This is a genomic window from Candidatus Methylobacter oryzae (genome assembly GCF_003994235.2).
GTDB lineage: Bacteria > Pseudomonadota > Gammaproteobacteria > Methylococcales > Methylomonadaceae > Methylobacter_A > Methylobacter_A oryzae.
Map to the genome: position 1 here is coordinate 42,397 of NZ_RYFG02000107.1, position 14,140 is coordinate 56,536.

The 14,140-nt window shown below is 49.1% G+C and carries 14 protein-coding genes and 1 other RNA gene; 3 read left to right on the forward strand and 12 right to left on the reverse strand.

Going from position 1 to position 14,140, the window contains the following annotated elements; translation table 11 throughout:
• Positions 1-73 precede the first annotated feature (73 nt).
• Positions 74-2,362 (forward strand): Tex family protein, encoded by a 2,289-nt coding sequence (locus tag EKO24_RS14845; protein WP_127028493.1) that lies wholly within the window; start codon positions 74-76, stop codon positions 2,360-2,362.
• A 54-nt stretch (positions 2,363-2,416) separates the two neighbouring features.
• A complete protein-coding gene (locus EKO24_RS14850) occupies positions 2,417-3,025 on the forward strand; it encodes an exosortase system-associated protein, TIGR04073 family (protein WP_127028494.1) in 609 nt (202 codons plus the stop codon).
• A 61-nt stretch (positions 3,026-3,086) separates the two neighbouring features.
• Here EKO24_RS14850 and EKO24_RS14855 read toward each other — a convergent pair whose 3' ends face one another.
• Together EKO24_RS14855 and EKO24_RS14860 are read right to left on the reverse strand one after the other, a co-directional pair.
• Complete coding sequence (locus EKO24_RS14855) at positions 3,087-3,545, reverse strand: cupin domain-containing protein (protein WP_127028495.1); 459 nt, start codon at positions 3,543-3,545, stop codon at positions 3,087-3,089.
• A 5-nt stretch (positions 3,546-3,550) separates the two neighbouring features.
• Positions 3,551-3,889 (reverse strand): histidine triad nucleotide-binding protein, encoded by a 339-nt coding sequence (locus EKO24_RS14860; protein WP_127028496.1) that lies wholly within the window; start codon positions 3,887-3,889, stop codon positions 3,551-3,553.
• A 347-nt stretch (positions 3,890-4,236) separates the two neighbouring features.
• On the opposite strand from EKO24_RS14860, the gene EKO24_RS14865 reads away from it, so the two are divergent.
• Entirely contained in the window at positions 4,237-5,697 is a 1,461-nt protein-coding gene (locus tag EKO24_RS14865) for a HEAT repeat domain-containing protein (RefSeq protein ID WP_127028497.1), read from the forward strand.
• An 11-nt stretch (positions 5,698-5,708) separates the two neighbouring features.
• Here EKO24_RS14865 and EKO24_RS14870 read toward each other — a convergent pair whose 3' ends face one another.
• The 10 genes from EKO24_RS14870 to EKO24_RS14910 all read right to left on the reverse strand — a co-directional run bounded on the left by EKO24_RS14870 (position 5,709) and on the right by EKO24_RS14910 (position 13,884).
• Positions 5,709-6,572 carry an aKG-HExxH-type peptide beta-hydroxylase gene (locus EKO24_RS14870; protein ID WP_127028498.1) on the reverse strand — a complete coding sequence of 288 codons (864 nt, stop codon included), beginning with the start codon at positions 6,570-6,572 and terminating at the stop codon, positions 5,709-5,711.
• Positions 6,565-7,164 (reverse strand): cyclophane-containing peptide 2OG-Fe(II) oxygenase YhhC, encoded by a 600-nt coding sequence (gene yhhC, locus EKO24_RS14875; RefSeq protein WP_127028499.1) that lies wholly within the window; start codon positions 7,162-7,164, stop codon positions 6,565-6,567. The genes EKO24_RS14870 and yhhC overlap by 8 nt, the downstream gene beginning before the upstream one ends.
• Positions 7,155-8,279: a cyclophane-forming radical SAM/SPASM peptide maturase YhhB gene (gene yhhB, locus EKO24_RS14880; protein ID WP_143733238.1), complete on the reverse strand. Its 1,125-nt coding sequence runs from the start codon at positions 8,277-8,279 to the stop codon at positions 7,155-7,157. The genes yhhC and yhhB overlap by 10 nt, the downstream gene beginning before the upstream one ends.
• Before the next feature lie 13 nt (positions 8,280-8,292).
• The gene (yhhA, locus tag EKO24_RS23655; RefSeq protein WP_421743940.1) at positions 8,293-8,469 is read right to left on the reverse strand and encodes a YhhA family cyclophane-containing RiPP; all 177 of its coding nucleotides are present in this window, start codon (positions 8,467-8,469) and stop codon (positions 8,293-8,295) included.
• A 398-nt stretch (positions 8,470-8,867) separates the two neighbouring features.
• Entirely contained in the window at positions 8,868-9,464 is a 597-nt protein-coding gene (recR, locus tag EKO24_RS14885) for a recombination mediator RecR (protein WP_127028501.1), read from the reverse strand.
• A gap of 1 nt (position 9,465) precedes the next feature.
• Complete coding sequence (locus EKO24_RS14890; protein WP_127028502.1) at positions 9,466-9,789, reverse strand: YbaB/EbfC family nucleoid-associated protein; 324 nt, start codon at positions 9,787-9,789, stop codon at positions 9,466-9,468.
• Between the two features lie 19 nt (positions 9,790-9,808).
• Positions 9,809-11,434: a DNA polymerase III subunit gamma/tau gene (gene dnaX / locus EKO24_RS14895; RefSeq protein WP_143733239.1), complete on the reverse strand. Its 1,626-nt coding sequence runs from the start codon at positions 11,432-11,434 to the stop codon at positions 9,809-9,811.
• A gap of 37 nt (positions 11,435-11,471) precedes the next feature.
• Positions 11,472-11,568: signal recognition particle sRNA small type (gene ffs / locus EKO24_RS14900), an RNA gene on the reverse strand.
• Between the two features lie 121 nt (positions 11,569-11,689).
• A complete protein-coding gene (locus tag EKO24_RS14905; RefSeq protein ID WP_127028504.1) occupies positions 11,690-12,790 on the reverse strand; it encodes a GNAT family N-acetyltransferase/peptidase C39 family protein in 1,101 nt (366 codons plus the stop codon).
• Positions 12,787-13,884 carry a DUF2817 domain-containing protein gene (locus EKO24_RS14910; protein ID WP_127028505.1) on the reverse strand — a complete coding sequence of 366 codons (1,098 nt, stop codon included), beginning with the start codon at positions 13,882-13,884 and terminating at the stop codon, positions 12,787-12,789. Before EKO24_RS14910 ends, EKO24_RS14905 begins: the two co-directional genes overlap by 4 nt.
• Positions 13,885-14,140 lie beyond the last annotated feature (256 nt).

Below are 14,140 nucleotides of genomic sequence, written 5' to 3' on the forward strand. Positions count from 1 at the left end.
GGAAAGACTTTTCTCCATATTCCCGCCTAGCTGCTAAAATACGCCCATTTTTTAACTGCCCAAGAATTGAAAAATGGATGTAATCCAACGTATTGCCGAAGAATTAGCCGTAAACCCCAAACAAGTCAGCGCTGCTGTCGATTTGCTGGACGAGGGCGCTACCGTCCCGTTTATTTCCCGCTACCGGAAAGAAGTCACCGGCGGCCTGGACGACACGCAATTAAGATTGCTGGAAGAGCGCTTGGCGTATTTGCGCGAACTGAACGCGCGCCGCCAGGTCATCCTGGACAGTATCGCTTCGCAAGGCAAGCTGACGCCGGAGCTGGAACAAGCGATTAACGGCGCCGATACCAAGACGCTGCTCGAAGATTTATACCTGCCGTATAAGCCCAAGCGCCGCACGAAGGCGCAAATCGCCCGCGAGGCCGGGCTTGAGCCGCTAGCCGATGCGCTGTTGGACGACCGCAGCTTGGTTCCGGAGCAAGTTGCCGCAGCTTATATCGATGCGGACAAAGGCGTTGCGGATGTTGCCGCGGCTTTGGACGGCGCACGGCAGATCATTATGGAGCGCATTTCCGAAGACGCCGAACTGTTGGCCGAGCTGCGCGAACGCATCTGGCAAAAAGGCATTGTGCATGCGACCGTTGTCAGCGGCAAGGAGCAGGAGGCAGCTAAATTCAAGGATTATTTCGATTACGAAGAAGCGATCAACAAAATCCCCTCGCACCGGGCTTTGGCGCTGTTCCGAGGGCGCAACGAAGACCTGTTGAACCTGACGCTTAAACCCGGTGCCGAGGAAAAAGACGAACACGATCTTTGCGCGCAGTTCGTCGCCCGTCATTTGAAAGTGACCGACACGTCGAAACCGGCCGACGCCTGGTTGGCCGAAACCGCGCGTTTCGCCTGGAAAATCAAGCTGTATACGCGCATCGACCTGGATTTGAAACTCAGGCTGCGCGAAGCCGCCGAACTGGAAGCGATCCGCGTTTTCTCCGGCAATCTGAAAGACCTGCTGCTGGCCGCGCCGGCCGGCCCGAAAGCGACGATGGGCTTGGACCCCGGCATACGCACCGGCGTTAAAGTCGCCGTCGTCGATCCGACCGGCAAAGTGTTGGCGACCGACACGATTTATCCGCACGCACCGAAGAACGATTGGGACGGTTCGATTGCCAAGTTGGCGAAACTGATCCAGGCGCACAATGTCGAGCTGGTCAGCATCGGCAACGGCACCGCTTCCCGCGAAACCGACCAACTGGTCGCCGACCTGATGAAGCGGCATGCCGAGCTTAAAATCACCAAAATCACGGTGTCGGAAGCCGGCGCGTCGGTTTATTCCGCATCGGAACTGGCGGCCAAGGAATTTCCCGGGCTGGACGTATCGTTGCGCGGCGCGGTTTCGATTGCGCGGCGCTTGCAGGACCCGCTGGCCGAGCTGGTCAAGATCGATCCGAAATCGATCGGCGTCGGCCAATACCAGCACGACGTGAACCAAGTTCAGTTAGCCAAAGGGCTCGATACCGTGGTTGAAGACTGCGTGAACGCGGTCGGCGTCGACGTGAATACCGCATCGGCATCTCTGCTTAAACAAGTATCCGGCCTGTCCGCCAGCATCAGCGAAAACATCGTCGCGTTCCGCAATGAAAACGGCCCGTTCGTCAACCGCAAGCAATTGAAAAAAGTGCCGCGCCTGGGCGACAAGGCTTACGAGCAGGCGGCAGGATTCCTGCGCATTATGAACGGCGACAATCCGTTGGATGCGTCGGCGGTGCATCCGGAAGCGTATCCGGTCGTCGAGGCGATTATCGGCAGCACCGGCAAGTCGATCCGCGACCTGATCGGCCAAAGTCAGTTCCTGCGTAGCCTGAATCCGGCCAATTACACCGACGAGCATTTCGGTTTGCCGACCGTGACCGACATTTTGCAGGAGCTGGAAAAGCCGGGCCGCGACCCTCGGCCGGAGTTCAAGAGCGTCGAATTCAAAGCAGGCATCGAGAAAATCACCGACCTTGAAGTCGGCATGAAGCTGGACGGCGTCGTGACCAACGTCGCCAATTTCGGCGCGTTTGTCGACATCGGCGTGCACCAGGACGGCTTGGTGCATATTTCCCATTTGTCGGATAATTTTGTCAAAGACCCGCGGGATGCGGTTAAAACCGGCGAGATGGTCAAAGTGACGGTACTGGAGGTCGATGTCGAGCGCAAACGCATTTCGCTGTCGATGAAAAGCAATCCTGAGTTGGGCGATGCCCGGCCCGAACGCAACAGCCAAAAGCCGGCCGCGCATAAGCCCAAGCTGCAGCAGCAGGCTCCGGTGCAAGGCTCAATGGCTAGCGCGTTTGCCAAGGCGCGGATCGGTAAATAATTGCAGCTCTGCTATACTGGTTTCAATCTTTTGAACTTATTAACAGGATTTGATATGCGCAAGCACAGTCGTTTTTTCGTTTTCCTTTTATTCAGCGGCCTGTGTGCGGCATATGCGCCTGTAACCCAGGCCGACATGCAGCAACAGGGTTACGGCAATACGACTATTGCGCCTATCATGCGGCCGCCGTATGCTGCGCGGCATCATACTTACGGCAGCAAGGTTGGTTTTAAGGCGCTGAATGCGTTTGCGAACCTGACCACGGCCCCGCTGGAAATTCCTAAAAACATCATCAACACGACCAACAAAAGCAATATCATATACGGCGCAGTGGGCGGGCTGTTCAAGGGCTTGATCCATATGGGCGGACGCATCGGCGTAGGGGTGGCCGATTTGGTGACGATACCGTTGCCGACTCAGCCTATCGCTTATCCTCCTTATATTTGGGAGGATTTTGACGTGGACACCTCGTATGGGCCGGTTTTCCGTTTGGATAGCGATTACGAAGAAGATGCGCCTGTTGTGCAGGCTCCCGCGCCGAAGCCGGTTGTTGCGCTCCCGGTAGTACAGCCCAAGCCGCAACCGATTGACGCTTCTAAGCAATTCCGCATCGAAACCAACCATAACTTGGATCAGATGTTCAAAAAGGAAATGAAGAAATAACGTATCGTTGTTGACAGCGAAAAAGCCCGGCAGTGGAAACTGGCCGGGCTTTTTTATGGGATTAATTTTCCGCTTCAGGCAACGGCGGAGGCGTAAATTCAGGATGCGCAATGCTGAGCTTGTTGCCGACTTCGCCCATATAAAACACCAAAATCTTGACCGGGTCTTCGCCAATGTTGCGGCCGTTGTGGAGAACATTGACCGACTCGGGTAGAACGTCGCCTGGGTGAAGGATTTTAACTTCGCCGGTGGCGCGTTTTAGTTCCAGCTCGCCTTCCATGATGTAGCCGAATACAGGCACCGGGTGTTCGTGCCAGCCGGTTTCGGCTTCCGGCGCAATCTCGACGATCAGCGCCGTAACTTCGCCTGGGCCTTTGGGATAGATGATCGGTTTGCCGTCCCAACTGGCGGTCGTCTTTAGTAACGGGGTGATTTGGATGTTCGGATTTTCATCCAGCGCGAATGCCGCGAGCGGGCAGCAAAGCGCAATCAAGCCTAGCAGTTGGCTTTTGAAATTCATCGGACTTAGCCCGGCGGCCAAGTCATTTGCCGGCCGCCCAGCAGGTGCAGGTGCAAATGGTAGACCGCTTGGCCGCCGTTGTGATTGCAGTTGAACAGGGTCCTGTAACCGGCTTCGGCGATGCCTTCCTGTTTAGCCAGTTCGGCCGCGGTTTGCAGCAGCTTGCCGCCCAGCGCGGCGTCGTCCAGGTCGTTCAGCGTAGCGATATGGCGTTTCGGGATAACCAGAATATGCACCGGCGCTTGGGGGCTAATGTCCCTGAACGCCAGCACGTCGTCGTCTTCAAACACTGTATCCGGCTTAATGTCGCCGGCAACCATTTTGCAAAATAAACAGTCAGTCATCGTTTCTCCTTTTTATATGGGCGGCCGGAATGGCCGGAACGCTTGGTTTTAGAATATACCCTTGTTGGTTAGTTAGGGGAAGGGGTTGTGTTGGAGATGGTTATCTTGCGGAGAGATATGCAGCTAGGGTATGGCTGGCAGCGAATGGGCGAAATCGCTATTTCATGGAGGGCAAAGTTCGGCCGGAAGCAGGCATTCAATAAAATTAAAGAAATTTTTTTCTGATATTATTCTCCATCTATGCTGAGTTGCCAGTGGCTGGCAGCATCGCTTTAGTGATGCTTGCGGAAGAAATGTAAGATTAATTGCTTTAATAAATTTTCGTAAAAGTTTTCAAGGAAATGTAAATGTATATGAACTATCGATTGATAATATTGTTTAAATTCTACTTGTTATTTGGAGGAATTCTGTTCAGCGCAACTAATTTCGCTCAGGAAAGTGATACTCCATTGCAAGAGAAAAAGGAGTCCGTAACTCGTGTAGAAAAAACAAGCTCAAATAATATTCATGTCGATGAAATAGTTATAAAGAATTCTCCATCTTCTCAACCAGGAAGTCATGGAATATCAGATAGCGATTATCAAATGCTGATTACTAAGCTTTCGTTTGATGTGGAAAAAGAGATTTCAAGCTGGATAACATGGAAACTATTTTTAGGCATTATCCCAATATTCATAATTTTAGTAGGCGCTTTTTGGGCATTTATTAGCAGAACGATTGAGAATACAGTAAAAGAAAAGGTAAATGAAAAGATAGAACCGCATGTTGATCGTTTAAAGGATAGTTCAAAGAGTTTAGATGATCAGAGAAAAGAATTAATTGGAGAAACAGTTAAGGCTAGCACTGAAATAAAAAATACCAGAGAAACATTTGAGAAATTAAAGAATACAGGTGAAGAACTAGAAAATAAACAAAAACAGTTTCAATCAAAGATTAAAGAAGAGATTGAAAATAAAGAAAAAGAAATTGCAGAACTTAATCAGAAAACTTTAGATATAAAAAATGAGCAGAAGTCATTTAATGAGGAATTAAAATCAAAAACAGATAATGAGATTCCGTTGCTGGAACTAAAAGCTGATGCTCTTAAGCGTGTAATTAATATAATTGATAAAGATGGAAATGCCAAAGACCAAGTAGTGTCCAAATTTATTGAGCTTTTAGAAAGCGATGACTCAGATGTAAGGGATAAAGTTGCGGAGATTCTCCCTTGGTTTAAACCCGAATCAAGTGAAATAAATAAGGCATTCTTAGATATTTTGAAAAACAAAAATCCAGATAAAACATTTAGACCAATTTTGCTTAGTGGATTAGGGAAATTAAGGGACGACGGCAAAACATCGACTTATCTTCTCACATTATTAGACAACATGAATGATCGCGATATACTTGCTGTCATTGGCGCACTCGGAGAGATTGGGGAGACCAGTGAAATTGGTGAAATAAATATCACTAAAATACCTGAAGAAGAGAAAGAATTAATTATCGAAAAATTAATATTAGTTTTAAATGATGACTTAGATAACAAAGAGTTTTCAAAAGAAGCCAATATTAACGCATCAGATGTAAAAGGAGCTATAGCGCTCGCATTATCTTATTACCGCAAAAAAGCAGTAAGTTCGGTGAGAGATTTAATTAAGTTGTTGGAAGATCAAAAACCAGAGACTCGCATAAATGCAGTCATCGCACTAGGACGAATTGGAGATAAAAGCGCTATACAAGCACTTGAAAAATTGAAAAATAATGAAGACACATGGGATGAATTAAAGGAGGAGGCTCTTAAAGCAATAGAGGAAATTTCGAGATCATAGAACTGCATGGTTTATAGGGCAATAATTGTCCTCACAAAACTTTTGCCGGAATTAGTAAAATAAGGGCATTCGATAAAGCTATTAATTTCATCAAGTTGCTTTGCAATTATATTGCATCTATTCTCCAAATAATGAATGGATGCTCTTGATTGATTCTTCGCTAACAGAGAACCAAAAAACTGCTTAATTACACAAAACACATAAATTGCATGTAAAACCCCTCTTGGATGCCTATATTCATTTTTCCAAGGCGAAAAGTATCTTTCTTCAGTTTCAATAATCAAAGGTACGCACTGCTCAATCAATGTTAATTGCAGGTGCATTGCTTCATGCAGAATGGCTTCGGCAACACGCAATGTATCGTTTTCCATCCGTTTGCTGGGTACTGAAATAAATATTGAAAAGGGTATATCCGGCAAACTAAAACTAATATCGAATTCGTCATCTTCTGGTTGTAGGATATGCAAACTGTTTACGAGTCTGGATACTGTTTCATAGACACTTGGTATTTCGGCTAGAACGTCTAAAGCCTCCTGCAGACACTGTAAAACCGTTGAATTATGCAAGATTTCTATTGAATATGGCTTTGCGCCTGAATCGGCGTACATTGACGCTATTTTCTCCGGCACTGGATAAACACTAATTGGGTAAAGTGCCTTTGTTGAAGGTTCTAAAGCAATGATAGTTTTATTTGGCTTATTATCTACGCCATTGTTCAATATGGCATCCGCTGAATAGTTATCTGTCTGCAATCCATATTCTCTATAAAGCTGCTGCCAGCCATAATTCGTCAAATCTTCGGTTAATTCCGGAAACCATGTTGGTGAGGCTGGGTTTTGTATAGTCGAAAGTATTAAATTATGGAGCTTATTCATCTAATTGATAAAAAGAAAAGATGATTGTATAGCGTTCGCCTTTATGTATTGTAGAAACCGCATGGTGTGAATTAGCGGAAATAGCGAAGCCGACTGAGCTGTTATGTGAAGGGCGAAATATCTTGTGTATATCACTGGGATTTTGACTGTTAAAAAACATGAGCATGCCGCCATTTTCATCATCCCACCCTTTATTTAATTGAATTAATAATCTGTGAGTCTCACAGCCCGGAATGTAATCATTATGTATGCGTATACGTTGGCCGGGTATTAATTTATGCGCAGTAAAATCAATGCGATCATTGAGCTTGACGGAGAATAAATTTTCGACGCGGCTTTTGATTTTGGCAAGATACTCAGGGGTATTTAAAAACTTCAAACAAGCCGGTAGCTGAACATCGAAAAAACTGAATTCGTACTGTTCATAAAAGTCGGTTTCAACGAGTTTCCAAGGCGCTTCGCTTTCAAGCCATGTTAATAGATCAAAGCTTAATTCGGGGGATAACGCTTGCGGGCTTACGAAATAAGGAAAAGGCTGCGTAAATACTTCGATGTTCGTTAGTGTCAAAAGTTGCTTATCGGCTATGTGCATTGCTGTATCCCGCAGAGTATCGACTTTACTTTATTAATAATGAGCAACTGATCGTTACAATATACTGAAGGATTATCATATTGAGAGCCTGACTTCCATCTGTGCAATGGCATGCCTCCACCGCAGATTTGCAGTTCAGGACATGTCTGACAAATTAAAGAAGTTGGCCTTTGCAATTTGTGAGAATCTGCGAATTCGCGGGAAGAAAATATATCGATCAAGCGATGAGTATGAATATTCCAAGGCGCTAGAAAGCGGTCGGCACCTTTGTACGAACTTTTTAAGGTGTCGTTTTTGGTTACGCTACCATCGGTATCAATGACCGCGATCCCGAAATCCGTGACGCCAACTCCTTCTTTTATACCAATTCCACCAAGGGCAAGACGAACGATGTCATCGAGAATCCTAATTTTTATCGGGTTCTGATCGGCTAGATAAACATCCAACAGCTCTGCTAACCAAGTTCCATATTCGGTAGATTGAAACGAAGCTTTTCCAAAAGGCAATTTATCATGATTACCGTCTCTATAAAGGAAGTCTACGTTGGGAGCGCCAAGGTCCTTGAAGAAATTGTAGATTGTATGTGGACTTGAAGTAGGGTCAATGACAGCCAACAATCCAGCAAATAAAAATGAAGCATCAGGGTGGGACTTGAGCTTATTAATGCCTTCAATTACACGACTATATGTTCTTTCGCCTTTACGTCCTACGCGGTTAGCATTATGGATAGATTCAGGCCCATCCAGGCTTACTGATATTGAAGTTTTATATTTTGAGCAAAGATTAAGGATCTTGCCCGATATGAGCATTCCGTTGGTTTGTATACTGATGCAATAGCTATCAGGTATTGCTGTTCTAATCGAATGAAGTAGAAACTCTAATCGACGGGAGCCAAGCAGTAATGGTTCTCCGCCATGAAGAACAATCGCAAAGGGATGTTGTTGCGCAGATTTAAGATCGGCTAACTCTTTTGTTATGGATTCGATTGTTTCTTGAGAAATGAAGTTAGGCATGTCCGCCCAACTGTCATCTCCCATGTTGTAGACATAGCAATAGCTGCAATTAATGTTACATTGACTGGCTACCTTGATCAGGATCGTATCAATTTCTACCATCAAGGTTCATTGATTAGCGGTTGTGACGATTATGCACTCGGTCGTATGCATAGAGGGTTGATTGATTGTCATTTTTCACTTCCTCAATGAGTCTTGCCAAGGTGGGGCTGGTAACGCTAACAACTTGCACATCAGAAGGCATGTTATGGCGTACTGAACTACCTTGTAGGGATGGTGAGGGGCTTTGCATCGTAAATGGCTCCGGTGAACTAAGAATAGAAGTCCTATTATAGATCTTAAAGCTCCCTAATAAAAATTTTTTGCTCCTTATATGCCATTAAAAATCAATGCCTTATAAAACAAGTTCATTGGTGATTTTCTATAGTGAGAAATTATTTTTTTAACTTTGTAAGTTATTGATAATAATGAGTTAAAAACATACATTTTTCTTCTATTTTTTATTTTAAATCCATTGATGTACAAAATGCCTTCTGTAAGGTGGCTAACATTCGTGACGGAAAGCTTGAATGTCAGGTTGGGTGGGGTGAAATAATTCTAACGAAAATAGCCCAACGTATTGGTGTCGCAAAGTGTTGGGCTTCGTTCCTCAGCACAAACTACTTGCCGTGCAAAATCGCAAAAAACGTTTTACATTCCCACGCGCCCATTAAACGCATGCGACAATGTATTGCTGTCGGTAAACTCCAGTTCTCCGCCCATCGGCACGCCGTGGGCGATTCGGCTGGCCGATACTTGGTGTTTTCTGGCCAGTTCGCCGATGAAGTAGGCGGTTGCTTCGCCTTCGACCGTGGAGTTGGTCGCAAGGATCAGTTCCTTGACATGGCCCGACGCCAACTGTTGTTCAAGCCGGTCTAGGCCAAGTTCGTCGGGGCCTATGCCGTCCAGCGGCGACAGCCGGCCGTGCAGCACGAAATAGCGGCCTCTGAATCCGGTCGCCTGATCGATAATCCAAGCGTCGGCGGGGCTTTCCACGATGCAGATAACGGATTCGTCTCTTGACTTGTCCGCGCAGACTTCACAAAGTTCGCCTTCGGTCAATGTGCGGCATTGTTTGCAATAGCCGATTTCATCAATCGCTTGCAGCAGCGTTTGCGCGAGCGTTTTTGCGCCTTGGCGGTCGCGCTGGAGCAGGTGGAACGCCATCCGTTGCGCCGTTTTCGGGCCGACGCCGGGTAAACAGCATAGATTCTGGATCAACTGCCCCAGTAGGCCTTTTCTGTGCATGTTAGAAAGGCATTTGGAATCCGGGAGGCAACGGCAGTCCCGCGGTCACGTCCGCCATTTTCTCTTTTTTCATCTTCGCGACTTTATTGACCGCATCGTTAATGGCTGCCGCGACCAAGTCTTCCAGCATATCCTTGTCGTCGCCGAGCAGCGACGGATCGATGGTTACTTTTCTGGCTTCGCGTTTGCCGGTCATCAGGATGGTCACCAAGCCGCCGCCGGCTTCGCCCATGACCTGCATCGAGTTCAGTTCTTCCTGCGCTTTTTTCAGGTCTTCCTGCATTTTTTGCGCTTGTTGCATGATGTTGCCGAGTGCGTTTTTCATTTGCTTCTCTCCATTTATGTTAGATGGGTTCTATGGTGCCGGGCATGACTCTGGCCCCCAAGTGTTCTTTTAAGGCCTGGACGTTTTCGTCTGCATTAATTGCGTCAACCGCCGCTTGTTGCCGGTCTTCGCGCGCTTTAGTCAGTTGCTCGGCGGGGGTCGCAGTCGTGGCTTTTCCGGTAGTAATGACCAGTTTTAAAGATGATGATTTGCGATAAGCCTGCAACGCTTTTTGCAGGTTTTCTTCCCGGCGCTGGATGCGTAAATGACCCGGATCCAAAATTAAGGTGCAGACATTATCGTCGATGCTTTCCAGTACGCAATTGTGAGCTAGCTCCCTGGTTGCCGGGGGCAGGTTCATTGCTTCGATCATTTCCGACCAAGTATTGCCGTGCTGCTGGGCGGAGGCCGATGGACTGCTTTTTTCAGCGGCAGGGCTGTTATGCTCGATGGTTGGCGCGGGCGTGCTTGCAGGCGGCGCTTGATTGACAGTAAGCGGCGGTTGGGCTTTGCCGGCAGGCAGTTGGGCTGCCGGAGCCGGTTTGATAAGCGCTGCTTCGATGCCGGTCGGCCTGAAAGTCAGCATTCGCAGCATGACCATTTCAAAACCGCTGCGCGGATCGGGCGCCAGATCGAGATCGCGTTGTCCAACCAAGCCGATTTGGTAGTAAAGCTGGACGTCTTCAGGCGTGAGCTTGGCGGCCAAAGCCGCGAGCATTTCGGCATCAAAGTCGTGATCGATAGCGCCCGGTATTTGTTGCAGCAATGCGATGCGATGCAGGACTTGCAGGATTTGCTTCAATACATCGCTAAAGTCCGGGGTTAAATTGGCTAATTCGTCGATTTTGCCGAGTATCGCCGGCGCATTGCCTTCGGCCAGGGCCGTTAACAAATCCTCAACCGGTTGTTGTGCGACGGTGCCGAGCATCGCTTGAACGCTTTCGGCGCCGATTTTGCCGTTGCCGTAAACAATGGCTTGATCGAGCAGGCTTAAGCCGTCGCGCATGCTGCCGTCGGCCGCGCGCGACAATAATTTTAATGCGGCCGCTTCGGCTTCGATGTTTTCCTGTTGGAGAATGAATTCCATTTGCGCAAAAATCTGGCCGGGCAGCAAACGCTTCAGGTTGAATTGCAGGCAGCGCGACAGCACGGTAATCGGGATTTTATGCGGATCGGTCGTCGCCAGCAGGAATTTTACATGCGGAGGCGGTTCTTCCAGCGTTTTCAGCAGGGCATTGAAACTGTGCCCCGACAGCATGTGGACTTCGTCGATCAGGTAAACTTTATAACGGCCTTGATTGGGCGCGTATTGCGCGTTGTCGAGCAGGTCGCGGGTATCTTCGACTTTGGTCCGCGATGCCGCATCGACTTCTATCAGGTCCAGAAAACGGCCTTCGTCCAGGTCCCGGCATACGTTGCATTCGCCGCACGGATTAAAATCCTGTAGATTTTCGCAATTAATCGCTTTGGCTAGAATCCGGGCTATCGTGGTTTTGCCGACGCCGCGCGTTCCGGTAAATAGATAAGCGTGATGAAGCCGGTCATGCTGCAAAGCGTTCATTAACGATTTGACGACATGCTCTTGTCCGACAACTTCTGTGAAATTATGGGGACGCCATTTTCTGGCGAGAACCTGGTAACTCATGGCAGGCTCAAAAAGGTAAGTATGTTTTGGGTGGCGACCATGCCAGCCACATCCCGGCACACGAATCTGCTGCTACCGTTGCTCCCTTCCGGACCTGGCGGGGTTTACAGCGTTTCGTTGCGGGAGGACCGACACGATCACCATTAAACATTAGCCGTACTGGCTAAAGGACGGCCATTATCGTTGAATTGATTTAATAACGCAAGATGCAATGGCATAATTTTTGAAAAAAATTAAAGGCCGTCTATTATCGTCTTACTTTGGCCAAATAATCACCGCCGTTTTGAGCCGGCTTTTGCCGAAACTGGACATCCGCTCGAAATCCTCGAACGCGATAGGTATAAATTGGCAGTCGAGCACGCTTTGGCGTATTTCTTCCGGGTCCGGATCGTGCATGTACAGGCAGTCGTCGTCGAAGCCGCTCATGACGACCCAGTGCGGGGCTTTCTTTCTATCCATCTGGAAGGTGCTGATTAAAATCAACGGTATCGCGCCGACTTTGAACGCATTGATCAGGTCGCCCAGGCTGATATTGGTGTAATGTATTTTGATGTCTTGCTGCTCCGCTTCGCGTTTGAAACTGGTATCGACCAATTCGATGACGCGTTTCTTTTCTTCGCTGCGGACGCTGTCGATAAATAGCGGACCGCTTTGGTTCACCCAGACCTCAACCGTAAATTGACGCCGCTTTGCGGCCAGCGCTAAACCGATAGGGTGGCAGCCGCCGTGCCCCGAGGTCATAAAAATAGTCGTCGCTTCGCGCCACAAGCTGATTTCTTCCTCCTCCGAGGGCTGGTAAGCCTTGTTTAAGCCGTGCATCGCCATCATTAGCGAGGCCGGGCCGCAGGTAAACGGCGTCGTTTGTCTTAGCCAGGGCATTGGACGGTGCTGGAAGTCGCCATGATAGCGGCGGATACGTTTTTGGTAACGCAGCGCGTCTTTATGATCTTCGTAGTAATCGCGGTAGATGCCGAATTTTTGGTAGCCCAGCCATTCGTAAAGCTTGATCGCGGCGGTATTATCGACGCTGACTTCAAGGCGTAGGTATAGCCTGCCGGCATCGCTGGCGGCTTGTTCGCCTGCTGTCATCAACAGTTTGGCGATGCCTTTGCCTCTGTGCCGAGGCACAACGCCCAAAGAATAGACCCTGGCCAGCCGGGTGCCGGGATGATAAATAATCAGGATATAGCCAGCAATAGCGCCTTCGATGTCGGCAACCAGCAAGGCGCGGTGTTCGGTGCTTATCCAGTGTTTGAAGCTGCGCCGGCTTAACTGGTCGGTGTCGAAACAGCTTTCTTCAAGTTTTACCAACTGGTTAAGATCGGTGAGCAGGGCAGGGCGGATGACGATGCTCATGACGACACCCCTTGCAGGCCTTGCGCGATGACTTGGCGGGCTCGGAACAATACCATTTCCTGCCATGCCCGGTCGTTAGGACAAAAATGATGCAGCATGACTTTGCTGTGCGCCAATCGATCCGCTTGGTTATTGGGCTGGGCCCAAAGCTGGTGGTCGCGCAGCAGTATTTCGAATAATTGATCGGTGCTGAATGTGCCGAATTCCAGCGTGACGTAACAACTATGATCATTCATGATTGCGTGCCAGGCATAATCCAACAATCCTGTTTTCGGTACCGAGCTGGAGGTGCCTAATAAAGGCAGCGCTACCGAGTCGCCATACCAGCGGCCGGCAGTCCGCGCTCCGGCACTGTCCGGCTTGTGGTCGCAAATGATTTCGCCGTAACCGTAAGAGCCCAAGCCTGTGTGCAGGTCAATGACGGCCAAATCCTTTTCCTGCAAGTTGTATTGGCGCATCAGCTCTTCGCAGACCAGCCTGCCGTGCGCGGGCGTCTTTCCGCCGTAAAACGGCCCGGCCGGGTCGCTGTATTGTCCGCCGCTGACGGCTTTTTCCAGCAACACGCGGCCGTGTTGCCGCTCAAATTCGGCGAGAGCGATTTTTCGCTGTGCGGCGTCCGGCAAGTAAAACGCATCTTTAAGCCGGTCATAGTCTTCATTGTCGGGCAAGGGCTTCGAAAAATCGACGCTATTGCGGTTAAGATCAACTCCGTCCGCATCGCAACGCCGCCGCCAGGCATAACCCCACGGCGTCAGTGCGTGGATCATCAGTATTGCGGTATCGGTTGGAACGCTGACGGAGCCCTTGGCGATTAAATCCAACTGGTCGAGCTGTATCGCGCTGCCGGCAAAGCCTTCAATGCCGTGCGTTCCGCCGATCAGGACCAGCACGTTAGGCGTATCGGGCGAGCCGATCCAGACCGTGTCGGTAGCCAGCTGTTCGCCTTCGGCGCCATTGCCGTTACAGGGATAAGACAAATGTTGCTTGGGACAAGACAACCTATCTAATTGTGCAAGCCAGCGCTGTCGACCAATAGCGTAACTGGCGGAGAAAACGGCGGTATCGATAGCTGCAACGGGAAGACAATAAGACATAAAGGTTACCTAAGAGTTTCTTTTACTAGCTGATGTTATGCACACAGGGTGTACTTTTCCCGTTTGCCGCGCCGAGCACCGGAGCTTTTGCCGAGAATGGCCCGAAGGGGTGCGGCAGGGATGCCGCACGTCGGCAGAGGGGCAGGAGCCCCTTCTGCTGACCCTCGGCAAAAGCGAGGAGCGCAGGAAGCAAGCGGCAGTCGGGCCGCTTTTTCTTTGGTTACTTTCTTTTGGCGGAGCAAAAGAAAGTAACTCG

What these genes read in the sequence shown, in the direction of transcription:
- EKO24_RS14870 (WP_127028498.1), bottom strand. Translation starts at nt 6,572, where the DNA reads ATGAATAAGCTCCATAATTTAATACTTTCGACTATACAAAACCCAGCC.
- yhhA (WP_421743940.1), bottom strand. Translation starts at nt 8,469, where the DNA reads ATGCAAAGCCCCTCACCATCCCTACAAGGTAGTTCAGTACGCCATAAC.
- EKO24_RS14905 (WP_127028504.1), bottom strand. Translation starts at nt 12,790, where the DNA reads ATGAGCATCGTCATCCGCCCTGCCCTGCTCACCGATCTTAACCAGTTG.
- recR (WP_127028501.1), bottom strand. Translation starts at nt 9,464, where the DNA reads ATGCACAGAAAAGGCCTACTGGGGCAGTTGATCCAGAATCTATGCTGT.
- EKO24_RS14890 (WP_127028502.1), bottom strand. Translation starts at nt 9,789, where the DNA reads ATGAAAAACGCACTCGGCAACATCATGCAACAAGCGCAAAAAATGCAG.
- EKO24_RS14850 (WP_127028494.1), top strand. Translation starts at nt 2,417, where the DNA reads ATGCGCAAGCACAGTCGTTTTTTCGTTTTCCTTTTATTCAGCGGCCTG.
- yhhC (WP_127028499.1), bottom strand. Translation starts at nt 7,164, where the DNA reads ATGCACATAGCCGATAAGCAACTTTTGACACTAACGAACATCGAAGTA.
- EKO24_RS14910 (WP_127028505.1), bottom strand. Translation starts at nt 13,884, where the DNA reads ATGTCTTATTGTCTTCCCGTTGCAGCTATCGATACCGCCGTTTTCTCC.
- EKO24_RS14860 (WP_127028496.1), bottom strand. Translation starts at nt 3,889, where the DNA reads ATGACTGACTGTTTATTTTGCAAAATGGTTGCCGGCGACATTAAGCCG.
- EKO24_RS14845 (WP_127028493.1), top strand. Translation starts at nt 74, where the DNA reads ATGGATGTAATCCAACGTATTGCCGAAGAATTAGCCGTAAACCCCAAA.
- dnaX (WP_143733239.1), bottom strand. Translation starts at nt 11,434, where the DNA reads ATGAGTTACCAGGTTCTCGCCAGAAAATGGCGTCCCCATAATTTCACA.
- yhhB (WP_143733238.1), bottom strand. Translation starts at nt 8,279, where the DNA reads ATGGTAGAAATTGATACGATCCTGATCAAGGTAGCCAGTCAATGTAAC.
- EKO24_RS14865 (WP_127028497.1), top strand. Translation starts at nt 4,237, where the DNA reads ATGTATATGAACTATCGATTGATAATATTGTTTAAATTCTACTTGTTA.
- EKO24_RS14855 (WP_127028495.1), bottom strand. Translation starts at nt 3,545, where the DNA reads ATGAATTTCAAAAGCCAACTGCTAGGCTTGATTGCGCTTTGCTGCCCG.